We start from the raw sequence: 21,591 nt of genomic DNA on the forward strand, positions 1-21,591 counted from the left end.
ATTTATTTTTTTGTTTAAAAATTAAATGAGAATCCAAATGAAAACCTCAACCCATCTTCACCTGTAAATAAATTTAGAGTACCCTGAATAGCATCTGCACTATTCAACCAAAATCCACCTCCAAAATCACTATGCCAGGTATTTGTGATATCTGCACCTTCTAACCACACTCTACCCGTTCCAGTTCCTACGAATACTCCAATTTGTAATGGAAGAAGACGCGTCTTAAATTGATCGAAACTGTACCTTAGGTCTATATTTCCTGCTAGAGCACTCTGACCAGAAAAACGTTGATTTCGATATCCTCTTAGTAGATTTTCTCCACCAATCTGAGCAGATTGATAGAACTCATAATTTCGTCCAACATTAAAATGTCCTAAAACTGCAGTTTTAAGTACTAGTTTCCTGCTTCTAATAATCGAATTGTAGAACCCTAAATAAGGTTTGATATAACCGTATGCTCTCTCAGAATCTTCTAAATTTAATTTACCACCTGCCTTCACTTCAAACTTCATTCCCTGAGTAGGATTCACATCCACATCGTAACTTTCATATCGATATGTAGTCTCTGCTCCTGCAAACCATAACCGATCAAAAACTCGGCTATTCCCTTCTGTAAAAATGGACTCAGAAATAAATCGGTCAGGAGTCTGTTCGACCTCAACACCTTCTATAGAAATACGATGATTAAAATAACTTCCGAATCTTCCTCGTTTTACTACACCAATATGGCCTCCATATTGACTTAATCGAACACGATTATAATCGAAATCTAATTCGTCCTGATTATTTTGACTATCATTACCAAATCCAAAAAAGTTGACAGCAAAATTCGGGTTGGAATACAATCCCGAGATTTCTACATTATAATCTCCTAAAAGCCCAGCAAATTCTCCAGTATATTCAATATCGAAACTTTGTGTCGCAAAATAATATCCAAGTCTTATTTGATGCTGACGTGTGAACGGATTTCTAAAAAAACCGTTATAAGTGTATGTATTTGATAATCCTAATCTGACTCCATCATCTGGATTAAATCCAACAGTTGGAACAATTGAATTACTATTGAAAATCCGTTGATCCTTATTGAAATGATTTACTTCATAATTATCGGTAAACCTAAAAGATGCACCACCTTTTTTCTTAACTGTATTTGGTTTTGTTTTATGATCATATACCGTAATTTTTCTTCCTTTCTTGATATTATATATATCATTATTTTGACCTCCTATTATTCTAATTTTAATAGGGTTCTCTGGTTTTCCTGATACCTCAAAAACATCATCATCATCCAAACCATAAATCCATATTTCCTTCGTATACTCTTTACTGTATATTTTCTCATTAACAATATCTGCTTTTTCACCATCTTTGATTCTAGAAATAGTAATTTTAGTTTTACCCTTAGGAAGCCTTTCTATTTCTATATAATCATCTTTATCCGTTCCTGTAACTATTGCTAATTTTGCCAAGTACTCATAGTAGCGCTCTGCTATATTTACCAAGTTATCTCTACGTCCTTTTAATTTAGTGACGATGTCAGTCGTTGTTTCATTTTGCACTTCAATAGGAAGGTGAGTAAAAGCTTCCTCTATATCTTGATCACTTAAATTGTTCTTTATGTATGTCGCTTGTTGAACCCAATTGTCTTTACTACTATTGTTCAATAGCGACCTATCCATTCTAAGAGCGGATATATTCATCCACTTTTCATCTTTGATATCATCGCCATACACCTGAAATTGGTTTGCAAAGCCAAGTAAACCACGAAGTGTTCCTAAAAAAGCTCCGTCGAAATTAGAAAACACCTGATCTCGATCTCTCGGGATCGGTTTAAAAAGTCTGTTCCCATTTTCTAGTTTGTATTCTGACCATCTCCATTGATCCTCATGCCTGTCCCAATCTCCTATCAACATATCAAATAATCGTGCTCTTATGTAAGCAGATTCATCGAGTTTGTATTTTTCATCTCTACGCAATCTTTCGAAAAGGTCATTTGTACTTTCTATATCATCAGGTTCTCCAAAAGATTTCAAATCTTTATGACCTTCTTCAGGACGTTCTTCTATCATATATAATTCGTCTCCATAACTCTTATTATAGTCTTTTAAAGCTTCCTGTTTGGGTATATAATAAAGCTTTGGATTCGTGTGAAAAACACCTACCGCATCTGCTAATTTTGGAATTGCCAGAAAGGCAAATGGATGTGCAGCCGTGTAGAAATCTTGCAAAATGTCTTCTGAAACCGTGTTTTTTAGAGAATTACCTACGTAGTTATCTTTAAATAAAGTAGACTGTAGAAACAACACACTACTTTTTCTAAGTGCTCGCATATTATATTCTCTACCTTGCTTATCCACCAATCGTAAAGATCGTGTTTGATGACCTCCACCTCTTCTAACTACTGTAAGACCGCCATAAAGAGTGTCTAATTGGACAACGGGTGTTTCGATTTTAGTCCCATATAATTTTCTATAATGATCTCCCCATATTCCTTTATAAAATTCGGTGCGCCTAGTCCCTTCCAGATTATAAACTGACGCTTTTATTTTATTATATGTAATTGGTTTAAGAGAAGAAGTATCAAACTTTTTATTGGCAGGAAATATTTCTTTGGTATATACTAATTCTGGTTTTCCTTCTTTATTCACAAAAAATGACACTTCTGATGAACCATCTGTGTATATATTTAGCTTCGCAAAACCTTGCGCTCCATAGGCAAACAATCCATTGTTTCTAAGTGTTGCATATGAGTTTTTAGATCCAGATCCTGATACGATCTGTTTTATACTACCTTCTTCTATATATTGCAAGGAATGTTCATGACCTGATGCAAATATGATATTTCCCGCAGTCGTTGCATTTGCTAAAGTCTCTAATCGATTAACCAGTTGTTTATATTGCTTATTTAAATTATCCTGACTAGAAACACCTCCACTGGTTCTAATCAACAATGATAAAGATGCTAACCCTGGTAAGGGTATTTTCTTTTGTGAAGGAAATAGATGTTTTTCTAAAGCGAAATTACCTCCATGGACTCCGTTTGTGTAAAGAGGATGATGTAGGGCAAACAGAATAGTTTTGTTCTGATTTTTTTTGAATTCACTTTCTATTTCCAAGAACAATGCTTCTCTGGTCTTAATTTCTGGACAGTTATCATTTATAGTAGGATGTTTGTCCCAATCTTCTAAAAACCATTGCGAATCAAATAATATCAATTGTACATTTTCACTAATCTCAATACTTTCTAACGCGCATCCTGTCTTTGGTTTAAAAAGTTTATTATCATCTAATTGATCCTCTATATAATCTTCTTCTCGTTTTAATCCTTTAAGCCCTTTGTTGTACCAATCATGATTCCCTGGGATAAAATAGACTTTACCACCGAAATTCTTTACCGCTTCTATCTGTGCATCCAGTCTATGCTCTGCTAACTTTCTTTTCTTGCTTTCTTTATCAGGCATTCCTTCTGGATAAATATTGTCTCCTAAAAAAATTGTGTAATCTCCTTCTTGTGGATGATCCGCTATGTACTTTTTTAAGGCTGTTAATCCTAAGGTACTTTGATTGGGCTTAGCATATCCTGCATCACCTATTAAATAAAAAGTTTTGTCTACTGTCTTTTCAGTAACTGAAACCCCAGATTCATCGAAAGGTTCTCGATATTTAGGCTCATATGTTGCACAACTGCAAACAATGAAAAGAATAAGACTATAACATGTATTTTTAAAATTCATAAAACGATTTCTATTTTGATATTTTTTCTGAGACAAAGGATTCCCATTCCGAAAATTTCTCTTCAGACATGACTCTTTCCATTTTTACCTGTCCTCCTTTTTTCTTTTGAGTTCCGCTCCATTCTGAGAAAATGGATACAGGAACTGTTGTAACTTTGACTCCTTTGAGAGATTTATTTCTAGCAACTTTATAGTTTTTGTTGCTATTTTTTAAAGATTGGTCTAAAGCTTCGGCCAACTCTTGATCATTAATCTCCGTCTCCATACCTAAATACCAACAGTGATAAAATTCGCCATCAATTCTTTTTGCGGATAGAGTAAATTCGGGTATTTCTGTATTAAATTTTTCTTCTAGTTCCCGAAGTGCTGTATTCATTTTGTTGACTGATAACTGAGATCCCACGACATTTAAGAAAAACTTAGTTCTTCCTGTGATTCTTATTTCAGCTCTGTCAATATCTGTAAACTCAATAGTATCGCCGATGATATATCTCCATGCTCCAGAAACCGTACTAATGATTAACACATAATCTTGTCCTGTTTCCACCTCATTAATTGTGATGGAAGGCGCATTCTGTTTAAGGGATCCATCTGGATTGATATATTCGGGTTTAAACGGCACAAATTCGAAATAAATACCATTATCAGTGATTAACTTCATGGCATCCGTTTCTGGGCGTTCTTGATAAGCTATAAATCCTTCAGAAGCCAAATAAGTGTCAATAACAGTGATCGGTTGTGCAAGTAATTTATTAAAGCTTTTTTCATAGGGTCCAAAAGCTACTCCTCCAGAAGTATACACCTGTAAATTTGGCCATATTTGGTGTATGTTATTAAGCCTGTAATACCTTATAATTTCCTGCAATAATAACTCCATCCATGAAGGGATTCCACTTAGTGCTCCTATATCCCATTCTTTTGCATGCTTGACAATATGTTTTACTCTTTGGTCCCAGTCATCGATTCTAGCAATTTCTTTCCCTGGTTTATAATACCCTTCGAACCAGAAAGGAATATTACTAGCACTAATTCCACTAATTTCTCCTTCTAAATGACCATCTTTCTGTTTTAAATCTGTGGAACTTCCTAACATCAAGATTTCTTTCTCAAAAAAAGCGGGTGGTAAATCAAAATTTGCAAGTGCTTCTACCTGCTTAATTCCTGCTTTACGAATTGCAGTAATCATATCTTCGGTTACAGGAATTCGCTTACTTTTTTTACCAGTAGTTCCAGAGCTTAATGCGAAATAATCTGGATTTCCCGGCCATGTCACATTCTCTTCTCCTTCTACCACTCTTTTCCAAAAATCATTATGTATTTGATGATAATCACTATAAGGAACTCTTTTAGAAAAATCTTTCTGAACCTCTTCTGATTTAGCTAGAGAATTAAAATCATACTTTTCTCCAAATTCTGTTTTTTCTGCCTTACGTAATAAATCGATGAGTACTTTTTTCTGGGATTCTATGTGATTAGGTTCATTTGATAATGCTCCTTTTAAATCAATGGCTCCTTTAATTAATGATCCTACAATTTCCATAAACTTCTATTTTGTTATTATTGGTTTAGCAACCTGCTCCGCAAAACTCATATCAGCAAAAGCCACAATAAATGCGATAACAGAAAGAATGATTCCGATTGTAAATACTATATAAGTTACCTTCAGTAGTCTGTATTTCTTTTTTAAAACAATCCCCAATAGGTAGAGATCTTTTGTGAGCATTTTATAAACATATTTTTTATCATTAATCACCTCATCTATAGCCTCTTGGTAGCGGTCATATGGCATTTTGAAAAAATTCCCAAAAAACAAAAGGTTCACTTTTCTATTTTTCACTTGTTCTTTTGTGAACTCGCCTCCTGTTACTTTAGGTTGTGTTGATCTTATAGAAAGAATAATGGATGCCACACTAAACAAGATTAGTATAAGACTAGGAATCATTAAATGTCGGTTAGATGGTGCATCTAGCTTAGGAATCAAGTTTGCCAACGCAAGAGAAATAATAATCGCATTTACAGAAAGAAGAATATTTGCTTTTGTATCTGCTATATCACTTAACTTTATATGATTTCTAAGGGTAACTCTATATAGTGTTTGAATGCCTCTTTCAGGGCTTTCATTTTTATACTTTACTTTTAATTTTGCTTTTAGCTTTTCTTTATTTCTTTTTCTAATTCTCTTTTTTTTCTTCTTCAGAATTGATAATAAGTTCTTGTGTTTCTCTGGTTCCCAATGCTCTACTGCATATTTTGTATAATATCGATGCTCTTGTGTAAGTAACTTTATATTTTCTTCTCTCCATTCTTCGGTACTATATTCATAAGTGCCTTCTAATTTTAATTCCTGAAGCAATAAATTACTAACCTTATCAAAATATTTCTTGGCTAAATGAGAAGTGTCTGCATCTTTTAAAATCTCTTCACACTCGTTGATAGGTTGTTGATCAATTCTTGTTGCCAGAATGCAGTCAGTGATCAAAGTGATCTTTTCTGAACTTATCTGTTCCTTTTCCAAAAAGTCTCTAGCTAGATCAGCACTTCTTTCTTCGTGATTTTTGGAACCTTTTATATAGCCAGCGTCATGAAACCAAGCAGAAATCAATACAATTTCGTGCAACTCTTCTTTAATATCGCTATGCTCCAATATTTCTGAAGCAGCTGTAACTACTCTTTTCGTATGCAAATAATTATGATACAAATAACTAGGTGAAAGCTCCTTTTTAAAGAGCTCAAAAATGTATGTTTCTGATTTTTTAAGTATTGATTCCATGTTAGTAAATTCCTTGATGATGCGTAAACGCTATTAGTTTTGCTCAAACTCCTTAGTCAACAAAAGAATTTCATCTGGTGATAAATACAATCTTCTTATTCTATCCTTATATTTCTGGGGTAAACTTGCATTATCTAGAATAAATCTTTTGGTCTGTAGGATGTAATGCTGCATATTATGGGTTAAAGCATATACATCAGCTGCTTTTTCAGCCTCTCGTATGTAATTTTGAGACAACAAATATCTAATGCCGTACCACACTAAGTTTATTGAACTTCTCTGTTGATAATCAATTATATGCCCTAGTTCGTGACCAAACCAACCAATCAAAACCTCAGAAGGAATATCTTCGATTTTTAATACCAATTCATCTAGGCTAAATGAATTACTAATTAGTATTACATATTTTCTGTTTTTTTTAGATCGAAAAAATGAACTCAACTTTGGTTGAGCCTTCATAAATGATTTATTAAGAGATGGCTGTATTTTAAACTCTATAGCCACTTCTTTTAACTCTGGATAATACGAAAGCGCTTTAAGAATTTCATTCTTTAGATTGCCTGGTAATATCTTGTTATTTTTATGTATTATCTCTTGTGAAAAAATCATCATTGGTATTAATGTCACTACTAGGTGCAGGATATATTTTTTAATTCTTTTTATAACATTCGAATTTGAATAATGGCAAGATATATCAGATTTGATCCAGAGTTTGATGCATATGATAGAAAGGGTAACTCTTTCGCTTAAAGCGCTAATATTTATAGAGATTGAGGCATTATTATTCTTTGGCAAATAATATATTTACTATCGAAGCAAAAAAATAAGGTTAGCCTTTTTCATCTACATAAGGGCTATACCTTCTTGATTTATAAATTATAAAAATTGTGAGTAAAATATTTAAACATATCCAGTCATTTCTTAAAACGTTGATTACAACTTTTAAAAATTGGAATGCAAATGAACCTTTTCAAATGAGTGCTGCAGTAAGCTATTATGCATTATTTTCTTTTCCAGCATTGCTTATCATCATCATTCAAACGACAGGTATTTTTTATGAAAAGCAACAAATTAAAAACAAAATTATTAAAGAGATATCAGAAGTTCTCGGCAGAGACGCTGCGAGCACTATAGAAAGTATGTTACAAAATGCAATTGATATAGAACAGACCTCGTTAGTAATAATTATCGGAATTATCACCTTATTATATGGAGCAACGGGTATGTTTATTGCCTTACAAAAGTCACTAAACACGATATGGAAAGTAAAACCTAAACCAAAAAATGAGCTTCTAAAAATGATTAAAGATCGTGTCTTTTCTTTAGGTTTAATTCTCGTAATAGGTTTTCTTCTTCTAACATCTTTAGTACTTACCGCTTTGATTACCGCAACTACTGACTGGATAGGAGAACATTTTCCCAACTTTATTATTTACATTATCCAGTTTATTAATTTCATTTTATCTTTTATACTAACTACTGTATTATTTGCATTGATATTTAAGGTTTTACCTGATGTTAAGATACAATGGAAAGATGTTTGGTTAGGTGCATTCATAACTACATTGCTATTTAGTATTGGTAAGTATGCATTAGGAATATATTTTGGAACTGTAAACCCACAATCTGCTTTTGGTGCAGCTGGATCTGTAATTTTAATTTTATTATGGGTTTCCTATTCTAGTTTAATACTATTTTTTGGTGCAGAATTTACTAAAGTTTTATCATCGCGATATGGCTCTGGAATTGAACCCGCTTCTTACGCGGAAAGAATCTCGTAGCATATCCGAATAGTCTGAACATAAGAATATCTAAAGTGCAATTTGAAGAAAATTCAAAATCTGATGATTCTTGTGAGTATTTTAAGAATCTTCTCAAAAAAACTTTTAATTAAAAGAGTTACTTTTAGATACACAAGACATGCCATATGAATCTTAAAATCTAACAAATGGAAATACAAATCAAAGAACGTGAAAATAAGGGATTTGCTATTGCTCGAGACAATGATAAAAAAGCAGGGATAATGACCTATTCTGATCCAGGAAGTGATTTCATAATTATCGATCATACAGAGGTAGAACCAGAATATAATGGTAAAGGTGTTGGTAAGCAATTGCTTTATAAAATTGTAGAAATGGCAAGAAAAAAAAATATAAAGATCCTTCCTTTATGTCCCTTTGCTAACGCTATGTTTAAAAAACTCGATGATATCAAGGATGTATTAAAACCTTAACTATGGAAAAAATAAAAGAATATAAGAAAGGTGATTTTACAGTCGTATGGAAACCTAAAAAATGTATCCATTCGGGCATTTGTGTTAAAACTTTACCTAAGGTTTATAATCCCAAGGATAGACCTTGGATTAAACCGGAAAACGCATCAATAGAAGCACTAAAAGATCAGATTAATGCTTGCCCATCGGGAGCATTAACCTTCAAGTAGTAAATTAGTTATTAGACATTTGTCTTCAGCATATAATAACTTGATGATTATACAATAAAAAAAACTTAAAAAACTTACCTCAGCTTATGACCGACTCACGATTTCCTGTATTAACTCAAAAACAAATTCATATTTTCAAAGAATATGGAACCTTTCTAGACTTTGAAACCGAAACACCAATATTTAACGTTGGAGATAAGGATTATGATTTTTTCATTGTTATTAAGGGAGAGGTATATATAAAGGATGAAAGCGGAGCAGAAAAGATCATAGTTACTCACAGTATTAATGAATTTACTGGAGATAATAGCATGCTGTCTGATAGAAAAGCACAATTCAATGGATATGCTTCAAAAGGTTCTACCTTATTACGTGTAAAAGCCGATAAACTTCGTAACGTAATCTCAACTCATAGCGATATTAGCGATATTCTTTTAAGTGCTTTTGTTCAAAGGCAGGAAACAATGTTACACGAATTCGAAGGAGGGATAAAATTAATTGGTTCGTTATCTTCTAAAGAAACATATGCACTTCGTGATTTTATGGAAAAAAACCACATCTGGCATACTTTTTTAAATATAGATACTTCTGAAGAAGCGCAGCAGTTATTAGAAAGCTTTGGTGTTAAAGAAAATGAATTACCAATACTATTAAACCCTGCCGGAGAGATTTGCAGAAAACCAAGTATTCCAGAACTTGCCAAGCAAGCAGGTGTTTTAATGGACTTTGGAGACGAGCTTTATGATGTCTTAATCGTTGGAGCAGGCCCATCTGGACTAGCCGCAAGTGTATATGCTGCTTCTGAAGGATTAAGCGTAGTAACTATAGACAGTAATGCACCAGGAGGACAAGCCGGAAAAAGTTCAAAAATTGAAAATTATCTAGGATTTCCAACAGGCATCTCAGGAAATGATCTAGCCAATAAGGCTTATATTCAGGCTCAAAAATTTGGATGTAATATTTCTATTCCACATCGAGCTAAGACATTAGAATACAATCAAAATTACTTTACTATTTGTGCTACCAATGGAAAGACGATAAAAGCTAAAGCAGTAATAGCAGCCACAGGAGCACAATACCGACAATTACCTATAGAGACTATTGAAAAGTTTGAAGGCAGCGGAGTTTTCTATTCTGCAACAGTGATGAACGCCTCTTCTTGCAAAAATGAAATAGTAGGTGTTGTTGGTGGAGGTAATTCTGCTGGACAAGCTGCTCTTTTTCTAGCTGAACATGCAAAGGAAGTTCATATCATAATTCGCGGCACTAATATTGGAGCGAAAATGAGCGACTATTTAGTACAAAGAATAATTACAGAGCCTAATATCATACTGCATAAGGAAACCAATGTAGTTGACTTATATGGAACACATCATTTAGAATCCGTTACGCTGCAAACTAATGGTAAAAAGGAAACTATATCCATTTCTAATCTTTTTACTTTTATAGGAGCAAAACCTTGCACGGAATGGCTTGGAGAAGTAATTGCAACCGATTCAAAAGGTTTTATTTATACGGGATCAGATGTTACTGAAAACGCTTTGACTAAGTGTGCGATTTTTGAACAAAGAAAACCACAATCCTTGGAAACAAGTGTACCAGGTTTTTTTGCGGTCGGTGATGTTCGAAAGGGTTCCGTAAAAAGAGTTGCTTCAGCTGTTGGAGAAGGTTCTATGGCTATTAGTCAAATACACCGATATCTAGAAGAAAGAAAGACTATTGATTAGAAATTACTTTCAACATCTTCTTTTTAATATTTAGAACTCATTAATAAATTTTAATTAGAAAATAACAAACAAAACTACAACTTGGAAAATACTAATAGACTTTTTTGTTTTTAAATAGGTTTTCATCTTTTACAAACTCTTTTTTCTCTCTATTCTAAAATTTATTAACTTTATTAAAGAACCAAAACATAGTAAAATGAGGACATTGAAAAAATTTAGAAAATTAACACGGCAAGAGTTATCGAAAGTAAATGGAGGTACAGATTACAGTGCAGGACAATGTGAAAACTTTATATACATACCACCGACAGCAGCCATGCCAGAACCTGGAAGATATTGTTTATCATAATAAACTATTGAGTTTAAAAAGAAAATCAATTGAATTCTAAAATTTCATAAAAATAATCGGCTCTTAAGAACTTTTTATTTCTTAAGCTATCTACTCTATAACTTTTTCGTTCCTTATTCAAGGATAACCCTGTTACAGTTTCATATTTGGTGTTTTCTATATAACTATAGGTATCACCATGGTGTACCATAGTACTTAAAAGTTTATAGGTTCTCTGATCAAAATAATACCACCATATGTTGTCAGGAGAACCATCTTCTTTAAAATAAATTACCTTCACAGTATATACATTTTTATTATCTACCACATCTGCTCCTTCATAAGATAGATGCAATCCTTCGTCTAATAATTTAAAAGGCTGCCAAATCACGTAATTCGCTCCAGTTATGGCACTACGGTATTTTTCTTTAAGTTTTAGTTCTTTTTGTTCAACGCCATTAAAATAGATCGAAATGTTATCGTTTTTAAGCAATATGATTTTACTAATACTATCTTCTATCCATTTCATTTCGGCAGTAAGTTTAGCACCAAATATATTCTTATGAGTTTGAATAGTTTTTTGCTCAACACTTCCCAGGCTATCATATAAAATAGTTGTTTTTACATAAGAAAGTTCTTTTGCAGACTTCCACTTATCAATACCTCCATGTGCTTCAATTGATTTTAACACAATCTTTTCGGGATCTAATTCTTTTTTGCAACACTGTAGGTTCAATATTGTGATACAAAGAACCGGTATTAGTTTGATGATCTTCTTCATCATTAGGCTTTTATCAGAATATTTAATTAAAATTCAATCCCTATTCTACATTACTCTAATATAAGTCATTAATATTACTTTATGTTGCCAGAGAAAAACTTAATTACTAGTTTTGCCAAAAAGTAAGAAAGGAAAAAATTATCTAACATCCCCTCCTCTAGATAATTATAATACTATTTTAAATCAAGATAATGAGATAAGAACAATTCTCAATTATGAACTTTATAGCACATAATTGTTACTTGTAAAAATAGTACTGTTTAAAAATTGTATAAAAAGCTTTTATGGTTAAATTCTGTTTACAGAACTAATCAGCTATATCTGGAATAAAATGATAAAAAAATTAATTTCTATTTATCTACTTCTTTTATTGGGGAATCAATTACTATTCTCCCAAGCAGATTATATAAGTTGGGAATTTAGAGGAGGAAGTCTTCTCAATAACCCTGATGGAACATCGACTGGACCAGGACCCGTGCCAGCTGGACTAGATGTAGCAACAATACCTAATACTTCCATTACCAGAGGTCGTCTACGATCTGCTATATTGGGTGACTTGGATAATGACGGTGATTTAGATTTCATTTCTGGTAGTCAAGGAGGAACTGTACATTATTTTGAAAACAATGGTACAATTACAACCCCTAATTGGGTATCAGCATCCATTCCTACTTTAGATACTATTTGGATAGAAAGAACACTTACAGTAAGAAATCAAAACAGACCGCAACTTGCAGATATTGATGACGACGGAGATCTAGACTTGTTTATTGGTACTGATTATGATTATGAACGAGATAGAGATAACGATGTTCTTTTTTACAGAAATATAGGAACTCCAGAAACTCCGGTATTTGAATATATACCCGATGGATTGCCAGGGCTCCATGATCAAGAGATAGCTGAATTTCCAGGTTTAGGTTTTGTAGATCTTGATAATGATTTAGATTTAGATCTTGTGGCACTTGGTAGCGACAAACTAACTTATTTTAAAAATATCGGAACCATAAACAATCCTATCTTCGAACGCCAATCCGAAGCGGATAGTCCATGGGATGACGAAAGTGCGTTTAATAATATGGATGTTCCAATACCTGTATTCGAAGATTTTGATAAAGATGGGGATCTTGATATGTTTTTTATGATTGATACAGGTTTTGTTAGATGGTTAGAAAATACTGGAACACCTACCGCTCCAAACTTTGCCTCCGTACAAAGTACTTTCAATGGAGAATTAACTCGTGGTGAAATAGGAAGTTTTCCTACTATAGACTTTGGAGATGTGGATGGAGATGGTTTAAAAGATGCTATTTTAGGTAGTTTCAATGTAGCAAGATTTGCATGGTTTAAACAAATTCCTGTATGTATAGCCCCAAGTACACCAAATATTTCTGCAGCTACTGAAGTATGTGAAGGAGAAACAACTACTATTACTATAACTGGTGACTTAAACATTGCTTCTACCTGGTCTATTTACACTGATTCCTGTGGAGGAAATTTATTGGGAACTACCAAAACAAATACTTCAACATTTGAAGTAATTCCAACAGCACCCAGTACCACCTATTACATAAGAGCAGAAGATGGTGGCATTAGCTGTATCGATGAAACAACAGCTAATTGCTTAACCATCACAATAAATGTGAATCCTCTGGATGATGCTAGCTTTAGCTATGACCAATCATTATATTGTAAAGATCAATCCGAAACAACACCTGATATTACAGGACTAACAGGTGGAGTATTCTCTAGTACAACTGGATTGGATATTGATCCTGATTCAGGAATTATTGATATCACAAATAGTGATCCGGGTGATTATATAGTAACCTATACCACAACTGGAACTTGTCCTAACTCCAGTCAAGTAAACGTAAATATAACAGATCTTGATGATGCTAGCTTTAGCTATGACCAATCATTATATTGTAAAGATCAATCCGAAACAACACCTGATATTACAGGACTAACAGGTGGAGTATTCTCTAGTACAACTGGATTGGATATTGATCCTGATTCAGGAGTTATTGATATCACAAATAGTGATCCCGGTGATTATATAGTAACCTATACCACAACTGGAAATTGTCCTAACTCCAGTCAAGTAAACATAAATATAACAGATCTTGATGATCCTAGCTTTAGCTATGACCAATCATTATATTGTAAAGATCAATCCGAGGCAACACCTGATATTACAGGACTAACAGGTGGAGTGTTCTCTAGTACAACTGGATTGGATATTGATCCTGATTCAGGAGTTATTGATATCACAAATAGTGATCCGGGTGATTATGTAGTAACCTATACCACAACTGGAACTTGTCCTAACTCCAGTCAAGTAAACGTAAATATAACTGAACTTGATGATGCTAGCTTTAGCTATGATCAATCCTTATATTGTAAAGACCAATCTGGGGCAACACCTGCTATTACAGGACTAACAGGTGGAGTGTTCTCTAGTACAACTGGATTGGATATTGATCCTGATTCAGGAATCATAGATATTACTAACAGTGATCCGGGTGATTATGTAGTAACCTATACCACAACTGGAACTTGTCCTAACTCCAGTCAAGTAAACGTAAATATAACTGAACTTGATGATCCTAGCTTTAGCTATGATCAATCCTTATATTGTAAAGACCAATCTGAGGCAACACCTGCTATTACAGGACTAACAGGAGGGATATTCTCTAGTACAACTGGATTGGATATTGATCCTGATTCAGGAGTTATTGATATCACAAATAGTGATCCCGGTGATTATATAGTAACCTATACCACAACTGGAACTTGTCCTAACTCCAGTCAAGTAAACGTAAATATAACAGATCTTGATGATGCTAGCTTTAGCTATGATCAATCATTATATTGTAAAGATCAATCTGAGGCAACACCTGTTATTACAGGACTAACGGGTGGAGTATTCGCTAGTACAACTGGATTAGATATTGATCCTGATTCAGGAGTTATTGATATTACTAACAGTGATCCTGGGGATTATGTAGTAACCTATACCACAACTGGAACTTGTCCTAACTCCAGTCAAGTAAACGTAAATATAACTGAACTTGATGATCCTAGCTTTAGCTATGATCAATCCTTATATTGTAAAGACCAATCTGAGGCAACACCTGCTATTACAGGATTAACAGGAGGGATATTCTCTAGTACAACTGGATTGGATATTGATCCTGATTCAGGAATCATAGATATTACTAACAGTGATCCGGGTGATTATGTAGTAACCTATACCACAACAGGCACTTGTCCTAACTCCAGTCAAGTAAACATAAATATAACTGAACTTGATGATGCTAGCTTTAGCTATGATCAATCCTTATATTGTAAAGACCAATCTGAGGCAACACCTACTGTTACAGGACTAACTGGTGGAGTGTTCTCTAGTACAACTGGATTGGATATTGATCCTGATTCAGGAGTTATTGATATCACAAATAGTGATCCGGGTGATTATGTAGTAACCTATACCACAACTGGAACTTGTCCAAACTCCAGTCAAGTAAACGTAAATATAACTGAACTTGATGATCCTAGCTTTAGCTATGACCAATCCTTGTATTGTAAAGATCAATCTGAGGCAACACCTGCTATTACAGGATTAACTGGTGGAGTATTCGCTAGTACAACTGGATTAGATATTGATCCTGCTTCTGGGGTTATTGATATTACTAATAGTGATCCGGGTGATTACGTAGTAACCTATACCACAACTGGAACTTGTCCTAACTCCAGTCAAGTAAACGTAAATATAACAGATCTTGATGATGCTAGCTTTAGCTATGACCAATCATTATATTGTAAAGATCAATCTGAGGCAACACCTGCTATTACAGGACTAACAGGAGGGATATTCTCTAGTACAACTGGATTGGATATTGATCCTGATTCAGGAGTTATTGATATCACAAATAGTGATCCGGGTGATTATATAGTAACCTATACCACAACTGGAACTTGTCCAAACTCCAGTCAAGTAAACGTAAATATAACAGATCTTGATGATGCTAGCTTTAGCTATGATCAATCATTATATTGTAAAGATCAATCTGAGGCAACACCTGTTATTACAGGACTAACGGGTGGAGTATTCGCTAGTACAACTGGATTAGATATTGATCCTGATTCAGGAGTTATTGATATCACAAATAGTGATCCGGGTGATTATGTAGTAACCTATACTACAACTGGAACTTGTCCAAACTCCAGTCAAGTAAACGTAAATATAACTGAACTTGATGATCCTAGCTTTAGCTATGATCAATCCTTATACTGTAAAGATCAATCTGAGGCAACACCTACTGTTACAGGACTAACAGGAGGGATATTCTCTAGTACAACTGGATTGGATATTGATCCTGATTCAGGAGTTATTGATATTACTAACAGTGATCCGGGTGATTATGTAGTAACCTATACCACAACTGGAACTTGTCCTAACTCATTTGATTTTAATATTACTATTAACGATTTAGATGACGCATCATTTTCATACACTGAATCCTCATTTTCAACCACAGCTCCAAACGCTGTTCCTATTATTACAGGGATCACAGGTGGTGTTTTCAACTCAATACCAACTGGATTAGATATAGATGGTACTACGGGAGAAATCAACCTAACCAATTCAGTACCGAATACATATACAATTACATATACCGTTGCCAACATTTGTGCTAATTCATCCAATATAAATATATTAGTCATAGATGATACACCTCCAATCGCAAGTATTACCTCTGCCGAAAGCAATCCTACGGCTAACTCTTCTTTTGAAATCACAATTAATTTCGATGAGGATATTAATAATTTTAGTTTGAATGATATTATTGTTGATAATGGAACAATAAGTAATTTTTCTGGAGGAGGTCTCTCCTATCAGGCAACTGTTACTGCTATCACTACGGGAACAGTAACCGTTTATATTAATCCTGGCAGCTTTACCGATCTGTATGGGAATGAAAATACCGTATTAACTGAATTTATGATTAATTTTGACAATACCTTAAGTGTTAATGATGAAAATCCTTTGGAAAGGCTTGCCATTTATCCAATACCATCAAAAAACACAATTAATATATCTGGTGAGTTAAATCTTAAATTAGAAAGTGTTGAATTTTACGATATTCACGGTAAACTAATATTTTCTGAAACATTAGATAGTCATAACACTTCTAATAGTATTGACATTTCTACATTTCATTCGGGTTTATATTTAATGAAAATATTTTCTGAAACATCAACAATTACTAAAAAAATTATCAAAGAATAAAGTTCTGTTTTGAAAGTGGTATGATGCAGAAATTAAATTGAAAAGGAGATAACTTTAAAATACCTCTACCTAATTCAATTTAAAATTTTTGAAACAAAGACGTATTGATAATGATTTAATTAGGTTGTTTTTTGTTTTTAAATTTTCGGATTCCCCAGGCAATTTTATAATTTCTATATAGCAAATCATAAAGAACCATCTCATGCAAACGATTTTTAGATCTAAACAACCTGTTCATAAACATATGAATATAACTACTCATTCTATCATCTAATATTGAAGTATCCACCTTAGATTTTATACTTTCAACTAAGGCTTTACTCTTATTAGTTTTTTCTTCAAGCAGATCAAGAATTGGTATATATTCAGGAGTTGCTTCTTTGCTAAGTCTAAGAAAATTTTTAATCTTTTCTTGCTCATTTCTAAACTTCTTATCCATTTGCTTTTTGAGATTTTTATTCATCCCAAACTCTGCTCCAAAACCAGTTTTTAATCGCTCCATTAAAACCAATTTCTGGTCTTCATCATATCCAAAATCCGCAAGCAACTGATCGATTGCTCTTATCCCAAACAACCATCTTAACTCTTCCCCTTCATCTCCATCAATCAAATCGAGAAAATCTACGATCATCTTGCTATCCAGAAAAAATAATTCTTCTGAAGCTACCATTGTATCAACACCGTAACGTTCAATCTCCCTTTGATACGTATCCAACTGTATTTTCCATATTAAATCTTCATCAGAAAACTCTTTTAATCCTGCATACAATGCGTTAATGACAGCTGCTACATTTTCTGGTTCATTGTAGTGAAATCTAACTCTAATATGATGTTTAGGGTCGTTATACCGAATGAAGAACCACTTATCAATAACATCTTGTTCTAAAAGTTGACTCGCTATAGGTTTTATAATTTCAGTTAGAATAAGGTCTGAAGTTTTAGGACCAGTATAGATTTTATAGTATAACCATTCACTACCTATAATAAAAGCTCTTTGTACTCCTTCCATTAATTCTGTATATTTTTTAGTTTCTTTTCGTTGTAAAAAGACACTACAATTTGGTTTGTAAATGCTTTATCACCACTCTTTACAATACTATCTTCGGTATGCAAAAACTCTTTTAATTTAAATCTTCCTCTTTTCTTTACAGTATTCAATAACATTTTTATTGACGTTGTGTTCCTAGTATTCACCAGCAACTCATTGTCTCCATCAGCGAGCAGCACAAAACGAGGTAGTTTCTTGGCATCAATAAATTTGTTTAATTCTTCAAAGAATTTTTCTTCATCTTTTAATACCCCCAAAAGCTCTTTAATATCTTTAGAGGATATATTCCATATTGCACTAGAGAGTATAACATCTTTATACTCTACCCTAGGCAAAAAATCGTATTCATCGGCAAAAGGTCCCCAATCAAATCCAATTCCGCCTCTTACATTTTGAGTTTGCATATTTGTTAAAAACTGATAGATCGTCAGAGCATAACTCTAATAATTGTGAGCATTTCTAAGATGTGGTATCACTTCTTTATCAAATTTTTTAGACCTAAGTTTCACTTTGCCTCTTGGAGTTGCTGAGATCATTAGATCATCTAATAATAATTGATCTTCATCTTTTAGAACAGATTTTGCCAAATAGGGGATTTCATATTTTCTAAAATTTGGTCTCATTAAAATATTACCTACTCTTGATTCTGGCAAATGAACAATCTCTGCAAGAATTTTATCTGGATTCAATTTGGTTTCTAGATCAATTATCTCCTGTGTATATGTATTTAACTCCTTATCTCCATGGCAAAATCTACCTAATAAATTGGCTGCACTCGAACCTCCACAACTAGACATTATTATTTTCTCCTCTGATTTGACTTTTACCACTTCCACCATTGCGGAAACAGTATCAGGAAGATCTTCCCAATTCTCTTCTAATCCTTTAAAGTCATCATCTGTAACTACTAATACATGCTCCTCTTCCTTGATACTTTTTACCAATTTCTTCTGAAGTACCGCATTAATAGCTGACCATTTTACATCTCTGACAGCTACTTTCTCTGAATTATACGGCAGCATAAGATCATCTATAATCTGACTTACATCGCCCGAATCCTTATCTTGTAAAAAACCTATACCAAGTTCTACATCCAGAGCATTAGACAAGGAAACTTCTCTACTCTCATATCGCTCATAAAAGGCTGTCCTAAATCTAGAAATAAAAGTTTCTTTTGGTGGTAAGGTTATTTTATTAATAATAGAAAGCCCCTTTCTTATTTTTTTTATGGTATCATAACTGAGGGTATTCGATTCCACAGATAAGCTCATATCTGTCTGAAACATATATTTTAATTCGAATTCTGTCCCTAATTTCTTAAGAGATTCACTTAGTTTTATATACTCATATGCATTGTTACCTATATTTTGATCAATTCGATCTAGAGTAGACTGAACATTTTCTAATTCGGAAATAATATGCTCAGTTCCTGAAAGTCTTTTTAAAACTGGCATTATCTGATCCAAAAATTCTGGTCCAGATACTGAAGGTTCTAATTCGCTAATCAGTAATTGACTGTCTACTAATTGATCAAGAAACCCTGATGCATCTTCTAATGTAATATCATCATCTACCAGTAATGCCGCTAAATCTCTTAATAAAGCCCCTTTTCGCGCTTGTCTTAATATTATTTGTAAGTATTCAGAATCTTCTACTGCTACAATATGATGAACCCTTCTACTTTTAACATAAGAGTATTCTACATATCTTAATTGTTTGCCGGCTTTGTAGATACTAGTATTGGGATAGAAGAGTAATTGTTCTTTAATTTTTTCGTCCTTTACAATATCTTGGGACAGTGCTACCAAATAATTCATATCCAATCGTGTATGACGATTGTTTTTTGATTTATCTGAAAGTGTAATGTTTGCAATTTCCGAAAAGCTTCCTACCGAAGTTCCAGCAAAAATACCAAAGGGCGTACATCTTGAAGACATTCTACTTAAATACTTCAGTACAGAATACATCATACGCTCCGACGTCGCTTTTTCGGTAAGATTCCCTGCTAACCACTTTTCAAATTCCTGATATAAGGAGGGTGAAGCTAAAAAAATTGCCTCTTTAATAATCTGATCCGAACATATCTTTTTTAGCTTTTCTTCTTTCAGTTCATTATCCCCAGTTAATTCTTTAAAAAAGGAAAAAGAAAAAAGAGGAGCTCGCAAAACATATTTTGGAAAATTTTTATAGCTCATATTACTTTATACTTCAAATTAACTGATTAATAAACATTCATCCCATTTCGTATCAAATGGCGCCAAATAAGAGATAATACTTAACCCAATCCCAGCGATACCTTCTAATAAATTGATTTCCTTTCTCCAGCCTTGATCTTCTCCTCCAAACCATTGCTTATATCCTACGTACCCATCTTCGTGTACGGCCATATCGATCCCTTGCTCCATCCAAAAATTTGCGGTTTCCCTAAAAATCTCCTTTTTTGTTTCCTTGTACATATAATTGTAAATCTGTACCATACCAAAAGTACCATGACACAAACCATTGTCTTTTACTTTGGCTTCTTCCAGATCTCTTCGTTTACAAGAATGTTCTACTGTTTTCATACCTTTTTCGGTTATCATATCATTTTTTAATGCTCTTCCAACCCTAAATAAAGTAAGTCCAATCCCTAAATCACCATAACACCAAGCTAAACGTTCTTGGCCATTCTTTTCCATGCCTTCATAAATCCAACTTGGAAAAGACGAAGAACAAGAAGAATCTGTATTTTCATAACTTAGGATAAACTGAGTAGCTTTCTCTAAAAGAGGTCTAACCTCATCCCTAAAATCATCGTAGCCTAACAAACGTGATAAAAAATTAACAATGCTTGCCATACCATGAGACAAACTAAGATTGGCTCCAATTACTCTAGTATTATTACTAAAAGAGGTTTCCCATCTTAACATACTATCTTCTTCAATTGCAGTTCTTTTTAGGGAGGCAATAAGTTCTAAAAGTTTTGCTTTATAAGCATCCTTCAAAGTTTTAGACTTTGTATTTTGATATCTTTTGAAGAAATAAAAACCAATTCCGATAGTTCCATGTAAGAAATCATAAAATTTATCTTTTTCTCCCATTTGAATGATTGCACTAGTTAGGTATTCATCTAAATCTGCCAATAACTCATCACAATCCACATCAATAAAACCTTCATCGTCCAACAACTCAATAGTCCAACCTGCTCCCGCTATACCAGTACAAAAAGTAGGAAAACTATAGCCTTGATTTATTTTTTCGATCACTGTTGATATCATATCCACTCCAACATCAGCATGAGCATCATTCTCAGTAAATTTTGCATAATAAAACTGAAACAATGCAATTCCTGATATTCCGGATAAAACACCTACGTGTTGATTATCTGTATAATTTTCTGAAAGGATAGCACTAATCTTTTCTAGCTTATCTAATAAAATAGATTCTGTATTCATTTTTCTCTTTAAAACATACTATAAAAAA

The 21,591-nt window shown here is 33.5% G+C and carries 13 protein-coding genes and 1 pseudogene; 6 read left to right on the forward strand and 8 right to left on the reverse strand.

Features of this window, described 5'->3' with window-relative positions; all coding sequences use genetic code 11:
• Positions 1 to 14 precede the first annotated feature (14 nt).
• From ACWNT5_RS03835 to ACWNT5_RS03850, 4 genes are read right to left on the reverse strand one after another with little or no spacing between them, the layout of a single operon-like run.
• Positions 15 to 3,737: a metallophosphoesterase gene (locus ACWNT5_RS03835; protein ID WP_456516645.1), complete on the reverse strand. Its 3,723-nt coding sequence runs from the start codon at positions 3,735 to 3,737 to the stop codon at positions 15 to 17.
• A 10-nt stretch (positions 3,738 to 3,747) separates the two neighbouring features.
• Complete coding sequence (locus ACWNT5_RS03840) at positions 3,748 to 5,277, reverse strand: GH3 family domain-containing protein (RefSeq protein ID WP_456516646.1); 1,530 nt, start codon at positions 5,275 to 5,277, stop codon at positions 3,748 to 3,750.
• Positions 5,278 to 5,283: 6 nt separating this feature from the next.
• Entirely contained in the window at positions 5,284 to 6,507 is a 1,224-nt protein-coding gene (locus ACWNT5_RS03845) for a Pycsar system effector family protein (protein WP_456516647.1), read from the reverse strand.
• A 33-nt stretch (positions 6,508 to 6,540) separates the two neighbouring features.
• Positions 6,541 to 7,119 (reverse strand): hypothetical protein, encoded by a 579-nt coding sequence (locus ACWNT5_RS03850; protein ID WP_299894184.1) that lies wholly within the window; start codon positions 7,117 to 7,119, stop codon positions 6,541 to 6,543.
• A 275-nt stretch (positions 7,120 to 7,394) separates the two neighbouring features.
• Between ACWNT5_RS03850 and ACWNT5_RS03855 the strand changes: the two genes are divergently transcribed.
• From ACWNT5_RS03855 to ACWNT5_RS03875, 5 genes are all read left to right on the forward strand, one after another.
• Positions 7,395 to 8,288, forward strand: coding sequence for a YihY/virulence factor BrkB family protein (locus tag ACWNT5_RS03855; protein ID WP_299604624.1), 894 nt, complete (start codon positions 7,395 to 7,397; stop codon positions 8,286 to 8,288).
• A 167-nt stretch (positions 8,289 to 8,455) separates the two neighbouring features.
• Positions 8,456 to 8,740 carry a GNAT family N-acetyltransferase gene (locus ACWNT5_RS03860; RefSeq protein WP_456516648.1) on the forward strand — a complete coding sequence of 95 codons (285 nt, stop codon included), beginning with the start codon at positions 8,456 to 8,458 and terminating at the stop codon, positions 8,738 to 8,740.
• A gap of 2 nt (positions 8,741 to 8,742) precedes the next feature.
• Positions 8,743 to 8,949: a (4Fe-4S)-binding protein gene (locus tag ACWNT5_RS03865; protein WP_343910993.1), complete on the forward strand. Its 207-nt coding sequence runs from the start codon at positions 8,743 to 8,745 to the stop codon at positions 8,947 to 8,949.
• Positions 8,950 to 9,035: 86 nt separating this feature from the next.
• Entirely contained in the window at positions 9,036 to 10,676 is a 1,641-nt protein-coding gene (locus ACWNT5_RS03870) for an FAD-dependent oxidoreductase (protein WP_456516649.1), read from the forward strand.
• Positions 10,677 to 10,872: 196 nt separating this feature from the next.
• Positions 10,873 to 11,025 carry a hypothetical protein gene (locus tag ACWNT5_RS03875; protein WP_456516650.1) on the forward strand — a complete coding sequence of 51 codons (153 nt, stop codon included), beginning with the start codon at positions 10,873 to 10,875 and terminating at the stop codon, positions 11,023 to 11,025.
• Positions 11,026 to 11,050: 25 nt separating this feature from the next.
• Here the strand turns inward: ACWNT5_RS03875 and ACWNT5_RS03880 are convergent, their stop codons facing one another.
• A complete protein-coding gene (locus ACWNT5_RS03880; protein ID WP_456516651.1) occupies positions 11,051 to 11,785 on the reverse strand; it encodes a hypothetical protein in 735 nt (244 codons plus the stop codon).
• Between the two features lie 331 nt (positions 11,786 to 12,116).
• Here ACWNT5_RS03880 and ACWNT5_RS03885 point away from each other — a divergent pair, with 331 nt between their 5' ends.
• Positions 12,117 to 17,081, forward strand: a complete 4,965-nt coding sequence (locus ACWNT5_RS03885; protein WP_456516652.1) for an Ig-like domain-containing protein — start codon at positions 12,117 to 12,119, stop codon at positions 17,079 to 17,081.
• Positions 17,082 to 17,196: 115 nt separating this feature from the next.
• Here the strand turns inward: ACWNT5_RS03885 and ACWNT5_RS03890 are convergent, their stop codons facing one another.
• The 3 genes and pseudogenes from ACWNT5_RS03890 to ACWNT5_RS03900 all read right to left on the reverse strand — a co-directional run bounded on the left by ACWNT5_RS03890 (position 17,197) and on the right by ACWNT5_RS03900 (position 21,563).
• Positions 17,197 to 18,090, reverse strand: coding sequence for a thiopeptide-type bacteriocin biosynthesis protein (locus ACWNT5_RS03890; RefSeq protein WP_456516653.1), 894 nt, complete (start codon positions 18,088 to 18,090; stop codon positions 17,197 to 17,199).
• A pseudogene (locus tag ACWNT5_RS03895) lies at positions 18,090 to 20,324 on the reverse strand (lantibiotic dehydratase family protein). The gene ACWNT5_RS03890 and the pseudogene ACWNT5_RS03895 overlap by 1 nt, the downstream one beginning before the upstream one ends.
• An 18-nt stretch (positions 20,325 to 20,342) precedes the next feature.
• A complete protein-coding gene (locus ACWNT5_RS03900; RefSeq protein ID WP_456516654.1) occupies positions 20,343 to 21,563 on the reverse strand; it encodes a lanthionine synthetase C family protein in 1,221 nt (406 codons plus the stop codon).
• Positions 21,564 to 21,591: the final 28 nt, after the last annotated feature.

The sequence above is a fragment of the Aquimarina sp. 433 genome (assembly GCF_054054605.1).

Excerpts from the sequence above, each read along its gene's own strand:
- ACWNT5_RS03850 (WP_299894184.1), bottom strand. The coding sequence starts at position 7,119 with ATGATGATTTTTTCACAAGAGATAATACATAAAAATAACAAGATATTA.
- ACWNT5_RS03900 (WP_456516654.1), bottom strand. The coding sequence starts at position 21,563 with ATGAATACAGAATCTATTTTATTAGATAAGCTAGAAAAGATTAGTGCT.
- ACWNT5_RS03880 (WP_456516651.1), bottom strand. The coding sequence starts at position 11,785 with ATGAAGAAGATCATCAAACTAATACCGGTTCTTTGTATCACAATATTG.
- ACWNT5_RS03890 (WP_456516653.1), bottom strand. The coding sequence starts at position 18,090 with ATGGAAGGAGTACAAAGAGCTTTTATTATAGGTAGTGAATGGTTATAC.
- ACWNT5_RS03835 (WP_456516645.1), bottom strand. The coding sequence starts at position 3,737 with ATGAATTTTAAAAATACATGTTATAGTCTTATTCTTTTCATTGTTTGC.
- ACWNT5_RS03845 (WP_456516647.1), bottom strand. The coding sequence starts at position 6,507 with ATGGAATCAATACTTAAAAAATCAGAAACATACATTTTTGAGCTCTTT.
- ACWNT5_RS03870 (WP_456516649.1), top strand. The coding sequence starts at position 9,036 with ATGACCGACTCACGATTTCCTGTATTAACTCAAAAACAAATTCATATT.
- ACWNT5_RS03865 (WP_343910993.1), top strand. The coding sequence starts at position 8,743 with ATGGAAAAAATAAAAGAATATAAGAAAGGTGATTTTACAGTCGTATGG.
- ACWNT5_RS03885 (WP_456516652.1), top strand. The coding sequence starts at position 12,117 with ATGATAAAAAAATTAATTTCTATTTATCTACTTCTTTTATTGGGGAAT.
- ACWNT5_RS03840 (WP_456516646.1), bottom strand. The coding sequence starts at position 5,277 with ATGGAAATTGTAGGATCATTAATTAAAGGAGCCATTGATTTAAAAGGA.
- ACWNT5_RS03875 (WP_456516650.1), top strand. The coding sequence starts at position 10,873 with ATGAGGACATTGAAAAAATTTAGAAAATTAACACGGCAAGAGTTATCG.
- ACWNT5_RS03860 (WP_456516648.1), top strand. The coding sequence starts at position 8,456 with ATGGAAATACAAATCAAAGAACGTGAAAATAAGGGATTTGCTATTGCT.